The organism is Saccharomonospora saliphila YIM 90502, assembly GCF_000383795.1.
GTDB classification, from domain to species: domain Bacteria; phylum Actinomycetota; class Actinomycetes; order Mycobacteriales; family Pseudonocardiaceae; genus Saccharomonospora; species Saccharomonospora saliphila.
On the sequence record NZ_KB912632.1, the window covers coordinates 2000 to 7723 of the forward strand.

The 5724-nt window shown below is 71.7% G+C and carries 6 protein-coding genes and 2 pseudogenes; 3 read left to right on the plus strand and 5 right to left on the minus strand.

The features are described from left to right. A pseudogene (locus SACSA_RS24385) lies at positions 1-196 on the minus strand (ribosome recycling factor); the annotation flags it as partial. Positions 197-213: 17 nt separating this feature from the next. Here SACSA_RS24385 and SACSA_RS0104635 point away from each other — a divergent pair. Continuing rightward, positions 214-426, plus strand: a pseudogene (locus tag SACSA_RS0104635) (amino acid deaminase/aldolase); the annotation flags it as partial. A 23-nt stretch (positions 427-449) separates the two neighbouring features. Here SACSA_RS0104635 and SACSA_RS0104640 read toward each other — a convergent pair. From SACSA_RS0104640 to SACSA_RS0104650, 3 genes are all read right to left on the minus strand, one after another. After that, positions 450-1115 carry a TetR/AcrR family transcriptional regulator gene (locus SACSA_RS0104640; protein ID WP_019813928.1) on the minus strand — a complete coding sequence of 222 codons (666 nt, stop codon included), beginning with the start codon at positions 1113-1115 and terminating at the stop codon, positions 450-452. Between the two features lie 443 nt (positions 1116-1558). Continuing rightward, positions 1559-1966 (minus strand): hypothetical protein, encoded by a 408-nt coding sequence (locus SACSA_RS0104645; protein WP_019813931.1) that lies wholly within the window; start codon positions 1964-1966, stop codon positions 1559-1561. Between the two features lie 13 nt (positions 1967-1979). Beyond that, positions 1980-2297, minus strand: coding sequence for a hypothetical protein (locus SACSA_RS0104650; protein ID WP_019813932.1), 318 nt, complete (start codon positions 2295-2297; stop codon positions 1980-1982). A 288-nt stretch (positions 2298-2585) separates the two neighbouring features. Between SACSA_RS0104650 and SACSA_RS0104655 the strand changes: the two genes are divergently transcribed. After that, positions 2586-3962, plus strand: coding sequence for a helix-turn-helix transcriptional regulator (locus SACSA_RS0104655; protein WP_019813934.1), 1377 nt, complete (start codon positions 2586-2588; stop codon positions 3960-3962). A 32-nt stretch (positions 3963-3994) separates the two neighbouring features. Then, positions 3995-4882, plus strand: a complete 888-nt coding sequence (locus SACSA_RS0104660) for a phosphotransferase enzyme family protein (RefSeq protein ID WP_019813936.1) — start codon at positions 3995-3997, stop codon at positions 4880-4882. Positions 4883-5089: 207 nt separating this feature from the next. On the opposite strand, the gene SACSA_RS0104665 is transcribed toward SACSA_RS0104660, so the two are convergent. Further along, positions 5090-5638: a copper resistance CopC family protein gene (locus SACSA_RS0104665; RefSeq protein WP_048876432.1), complete on the minus strand. Its 549-nt coding sequence runs from the start codon at positions 5636-5638 to the stop codon at positions 5090-5092. Between the last annotated feature and the right edge of the window lie 86 nt (positions 5639-5724).

The window sequence follows — 5724 nt, forward strand, 5'->3', positions numbered from 1 at the left end:
GCGCGCACGGGCTGGCCGTCGGGGTCGTGACGTCCTCGGCCAACGGCGAGCGGGTGCTCGACGCCGCCGACGGTGATGCGGGAGAACATGGTCGGTGTGGCCCCTGCCCGGTGCGCACCGACGACAGATCCTCCTTCGCGAAGGACACCGCCTTCTCTATTTTCTCTTCGGCGTCGAAGAGGGTCTCGTCGATCACGGCTACTCCAGATGTGTGTGCGGCTGCTCGGCGTCGAGGGCGCGGGTGAGGTCCAGACGCCCGTGGCCGGCCGGGCGGCGCGGGGCCTGCGGCTCGGTGACCGGGTGTGGTTCCGGCACGCCAAGGCGGGCGAGCTGGCCGAGCACATCGCCGAATACCACCTCGTCGCGGACGCGCGGATCGAGCGCACCGTGCCGACCTACCGGGGGGAGGGGCACGCCTTCGGCTGAGCCGGTGCCTGCCGACGGCGGGCTCACTCGCCGAACTTGCTCGCGAGGTAGCCCTTGATGAGTGTTTTCGTCTCGGCGATGACGTCCGGGGCGCCCTGCGGGTCGACGCGGAAGGCGAGGGTCAACAGGCCGTCGGCGGCCTCCACGGCGATCGAGATCGGCAGGGCGACCTCCTCGGCCGACAGGGCGATGTGCCGTGTGAGCAGGTCGGCGAGCGCATCACTGACCACGCGGTTGTTGGTGCGGCGGTCGTCGAGCAGTCGCAGGTCGACGGCGTCGCCGAAGTGCACCTGGGAAAAGCCCGGCACCTCGCGGTGCATCCGCAGGTAGATGTCGAGCAGGGAGTCGACGACGTCCCACCAGTGCTCCGGGCCGAGCGAGTTCAGCCGGTCGTTCACGGCGGCGACGAACCGTTCGAGGTTGCGTTGTGTCAGCGCCTGCACGACGGCGCGCTTGTCCGGGAAGAACTGGTACAGCGAGCCCACCGCCACGCCCGCGCGCTTGGCGATCATGGTCGTGGTGAGCGACTCGTAGCCCACCTCGTCCAGCAGCTCGGCGCCGGCGTCGAGCATCCGCTCGACGCGCTTGGCGCTGCGGCGCTGGACCGGGCGCCTGCGCAGCGGCGTCGGCTCGGGATTCGCCGCGTCGGCGGGCGGGTACGGGGGCGTCACCGTGGGGTTGTCGGACACGTCGTGCTCCTTGCTGTGCAGGCACGGACATTATCGTGTCCACCCCCGGCGCCACGGTCGAGTGACCACCCACGCGGCCGTCGGGACGCGCGGTGAGCGCCAATGGGACCGCGGGCCGGTGCCGGTCGGGGGGAGGGGGAGTGCAACGGCACCGGCCCGCGGAGTTCGGGGCCGCACCGCGGGCGGGGCGCGCGGTGTCGTGTTGTGGTGTTGTGCGGTGTGCTGTTGTCCGGCGGTTCCGCCGCGGCGGAAGTGATCTCGGCCGCCAACCTAACGGGCGTACGGGTTCGCCGCCAGAGTGTGCGGCGGATTTTTCCGATTAATCGCGGAAGGGGTCGCCGGGGGACCGGCGGCCGGACTCGTCACGCTCGGGGGTACGCACGAGCCGGCCGCCGGTGATCGGGGGCCGTCGTCGGACGGGGTTGCCGGATACGGCGCGTGGGTCATCGCCGTTGCCCTCCGGCCAGGGTGTGGCGGGGTGTGGACGGGGCCGCGCCGCGCTTGCCCCGTGGCTGCTCCGGCACTCGTGGGGGGACCGGGGAAGTGGGAGCGGTGGCAGCCCTCGGCCGGGTGTGTGCCAGTCCGCCCGCGACGAGGTGGTCGTGCGCGACCTGCCACACGGCGCAAGGCGCCTTGCACCGGTGCCACCGGGTGGAGCACGTCGGGCAGTCGCCGCGTTCGTCCGGTTCGTGCGCCCGCAGCATCACCCGCCAGCCCTCGGCCAGTCGTGGCAACTCGGAGCGCGCCACGGACACCAGCGACGGTGCGTCCGCGCGGTCCGCGAGGTCGCAGAGCATGTCGAGGCGCTCCCACACGGCGTCGCGGAGAACCTGCCCGAGGATCTGATCCACCTGGAACTCACCGTCACCTTTCCGCCAGTTCGGCGGCCTCGTCGAGCGCGGCCTTGAGCTGGGTCAGCTGGGACCGGCTCAACCGTGCCGTCTCGCCGGGAGGCCCGACGAGGACGACCTCGCCGTCCTCGACGAAGACGGTCACGCACCGGTGCCTGCTGATCAGGTCACCGCACTGCACACGCCAGACCGTATGGCCGCCCTCGTGGCGGCGTACGGAGTCGGCGTAGGGGTCACGCACGCCCGGCCCTCGGGACTCGCCCGCGACACGCAGGACGGGCGACGTGTCGGTCGCAGCACCGTCGGCTGTGATCGAGTGCACGTACACCACGTCCTCCCGGGTGTGCCTTCCGCCTCGCGCCCGCCTGTCCGGGCCGCCAGGTGTGGTCGCGGACGGTGTTCGTCCGGCCACGCACCTCTTGATACCCAACATTGCGGCGAAACGAACGTCGATCCAACCCCGAGTGGGTCGCGCAGCGGCGACCGGCTCGGCCCGGACGCCGAACGGTCACCAGAGTTCGCCCCGACCGATCAGAGCTGTCCGAGCGGGTTTTCGCGCGGTTAGATGGACTGTGCTTACGCTGCACACCGACGCCCGACGCCGACGTGGAGGGGCGCAATGGACACCGACACCAACGAGGACAACCGGCACGGCCGCATCGATCCCGAGGTCTGGGAAGGCCCCGAGATGCGCGACGCGCTCGCCGATCGCGACATCAGCGAGGTCTACCGGCAGTTGCGGAAGAACGGCATTTCGCAACGCCAGATCGCGGCGATGACCGGCCAGTCGCAGTCCGAGGTGTCGGAGATCCTCAAGGGTCGGCAGGTCATGGCCTACGACGTGCTCTCGCGCATCTGCGGTGGCCTGCACATCCCCCGGGGATACATGGGCCTCGCCTACGACGAGGGCACGCGGAACGACGTGGTCGGCGCGGCCGACGAGCAGCAAGCTGAGGAGGACGAGTCCGTGAAACGACGGAAGTTCCTCGCGCACGCAGCCCAGGTCACCATGGGGGCCGCGGTCTTCGGACCGACCGCGTCCGCCTGGGCGGCGAATCCCGCAAGGACACCGGCGCCGGGGCGCATCGGAGTCACCGATGTCCGGCAGGTCGAGGCGGCGACCAGGGCGCTGCGCGCGCTCGACTACCAGTACGGCGGCGGCTTCTGCCGGGACGCGGTCGTGGCCCAGCTCTCGTGGGGCCAGCAGATGCTCCAGGCCAGCGGCACGGAGAACGTCAAGTCCCGCCTCTACGTCGCCCTTGCCGACCTGCACAGCCTCGCGGGCTGGACCTCCTTCGACATCGACCTCGTCGACTCGGCGCGCAACCACTTCGCGCAGGCACTCGACCTGGCCAAGCAGGGCGAGAACCACCCGCTCGTGGCGAACATCCTGTACCGCATGGGCCGGGTCTACCTGCACCAGGAGGCCCCGGACGACGCGCTGAAGTTGTTCCAGCTCGGCCAGATCGCGGCGCAGGAGTCGGGTTCGGAGCTGGCGGTGGCCGTGCTCTGTGCGAACGAGGCGTGGGCCTACGCGATGATGGGCAACGCCGAGCAGGCCGTGAAGTTGCTCGGCCGGACCAGGGACGAGTTCGGCAGGGCCGATCTGGCCAACGCCGAGTCGTGGGTGCGCTTCTTCGACGAGACCGATGTCCACGCCATGGTCGGCACGGTGCACACCGCGCTGGCGCAGCAGGCCGACCCCTCCCACACCCGGTACGCGATTCCCGCGCTGCGCAAGGCCACCGACTCCTACGGCGAGGACATGGCGCGCAGCAAGACGTTCAGCCTGAGCATGCTGGCCACCAACCACATGCTCGAAGGCGACATCGACCACGGCGCCAAGGTCGGTGGGAAGGCCCTCGACTGCGCGGACGGTCTCAAGTCGGCGCGCGTCGAGAAGCGGATGGAACCGCTCAAGCAGGAGGCGCTCAAACGCAGCAACAACAGCGACGCGCGCGACCTCGCCGAACGGATGACGCGGTTCTTCGCCTGACGGCACGGGCGTGCGGCGGCGAGGACAGGCGTGTGGAGGGCCGGTTCACCCGCGGGACGCTCGACACCGTGCTGCACGAGGTGTGCGCCCGGCTGGGCTTCGACCCGCGCGGCGCGACGCTGGTGCGTTTCACCAACAACGCGGTCTACTCGCTGGCCCGGGAGCCGGTGGTGGTGCGCATCGTCGGCTCGCGGACCCTGCGCCACCGGGCACGGAAGGTCGTCGCGGTCGCCGAGCACCTCGCCCGGCACGGCGTGCCCGCGGTGCGGCTGCTCGACGGCCTCGCTCAGCCGTTGTCCGTGGGCGAGCATGTGGTGACGGTGTGGCACCGCGTGCCCGCCGTCGGCCGCAGGGCCACCACGGCGGAGCTGGCCCTGCTGCTCAGGAAGGTCCATCGGCTCCCGGTGCCCGACGGGGTCGGCCCGTGGGAACCGCTGGTGGACGTCCGCGCGCGCATCGCGGACGCCGAGGAACTGGCCGAGGACGACCGGCGTTTCCTGCTCGACCGGTGTGCCGAGGTCTCCGACAGGCTGGCGGCACTGCGTTTCCCGCTGCCCGCGTGTCTGGTGCACGGCGACGCCCACCCCGGAAACGTGGTCGTCGGGCCGGACGGTCCGGTGCTGTGCGATTTCGATTCGAGCTGTCACGGCCCGCCGGAATGGGACCTCACGCCGCTGGCCGTGGGCAGGGAGCGCTTCGGTGACCCGCCCGCGTGGTACCGCAACCTGGCCGGTGGCTACGGCGTCGACATCACGGAGTGGGACGGGTTCGCCACCCTGCGGGCGGCCCGGGAGCTGAAGCTGACCACGAGCGTGCTGCCGATCCTGCGCAGTCACCCCGAGGTGCGGCACGAGCTGTACCGCAGGCTGGACGATCTGCGCGCGGGCCGGTCGGACACACGGTGGGTGCGGTACCGCTGAACGACGCAATCGGCGCGCATTCGGCGACGGATTCGCGCCGTTCGTCGCTTCGCCGAGTGGCCGCCTCGCACCGGGTGTGGCCGGCGGAGTTCGGTTCCGCCGAACTCCGCCGGCCATCGGCATCCGGACGACTACCCGGCCGCACACCCGGCACCGCGGCGGTCGCCGGATCGCGGGTGCCGCGGCGCTCGCCGGAGCCGGACGGGCTCACTCCTCGTGGGAACGCCCCATCCGCAGCGCGACGGCGAGCCCGATGGTGAGCAGCGCGACGGCGCCGATCACCCAGACCCAGACCGGGATGCCACCGTCCGAGCCGTCCTGGTCCGCCGCCTCGTCGGCGCCGTCCGGGACGACGCTCTCCGGCACCTCGCGTGCCTGGGGAGGGCTCTCACCCGTTGGTGCCGTGCCCGGTGTCTGCCCGGCGGCGCCGGGGCCGGGTTCGGTCAGGGTGAACCGGATCTCGTCGGAGACCGGATGACCGTCGGCGGAGAGCACACGGAACCCGATGACGTACTCGCCCTCGGGGCCGAGCGGGCGCAGCGCCGCGGTGACGTCACTGCCGTCCACCCGGACCGGGCCCTCGACCCAGTTCCCGCCGTCGGGACCCGTGACGGCGATCTCGTTGGTGCCCGCGTCCTGAACCGGCTGGTCGAACGTGAGCGTCACCGTCTCGGGCGGGGTGTCGAGCTGGTCGCCGTCGGACGGGCTCGACCCGATGAGCACGTTGTGCGCCGACGCGGGCGCCGTGCCGAGCATGAGCGCGAGCACCAGGGCGAGCACACCGGCGAGTGCGGTGCGCGTGCGCCTGCCTGCTCGCGGCGCGGGGCGGAGGACCCGTGCCG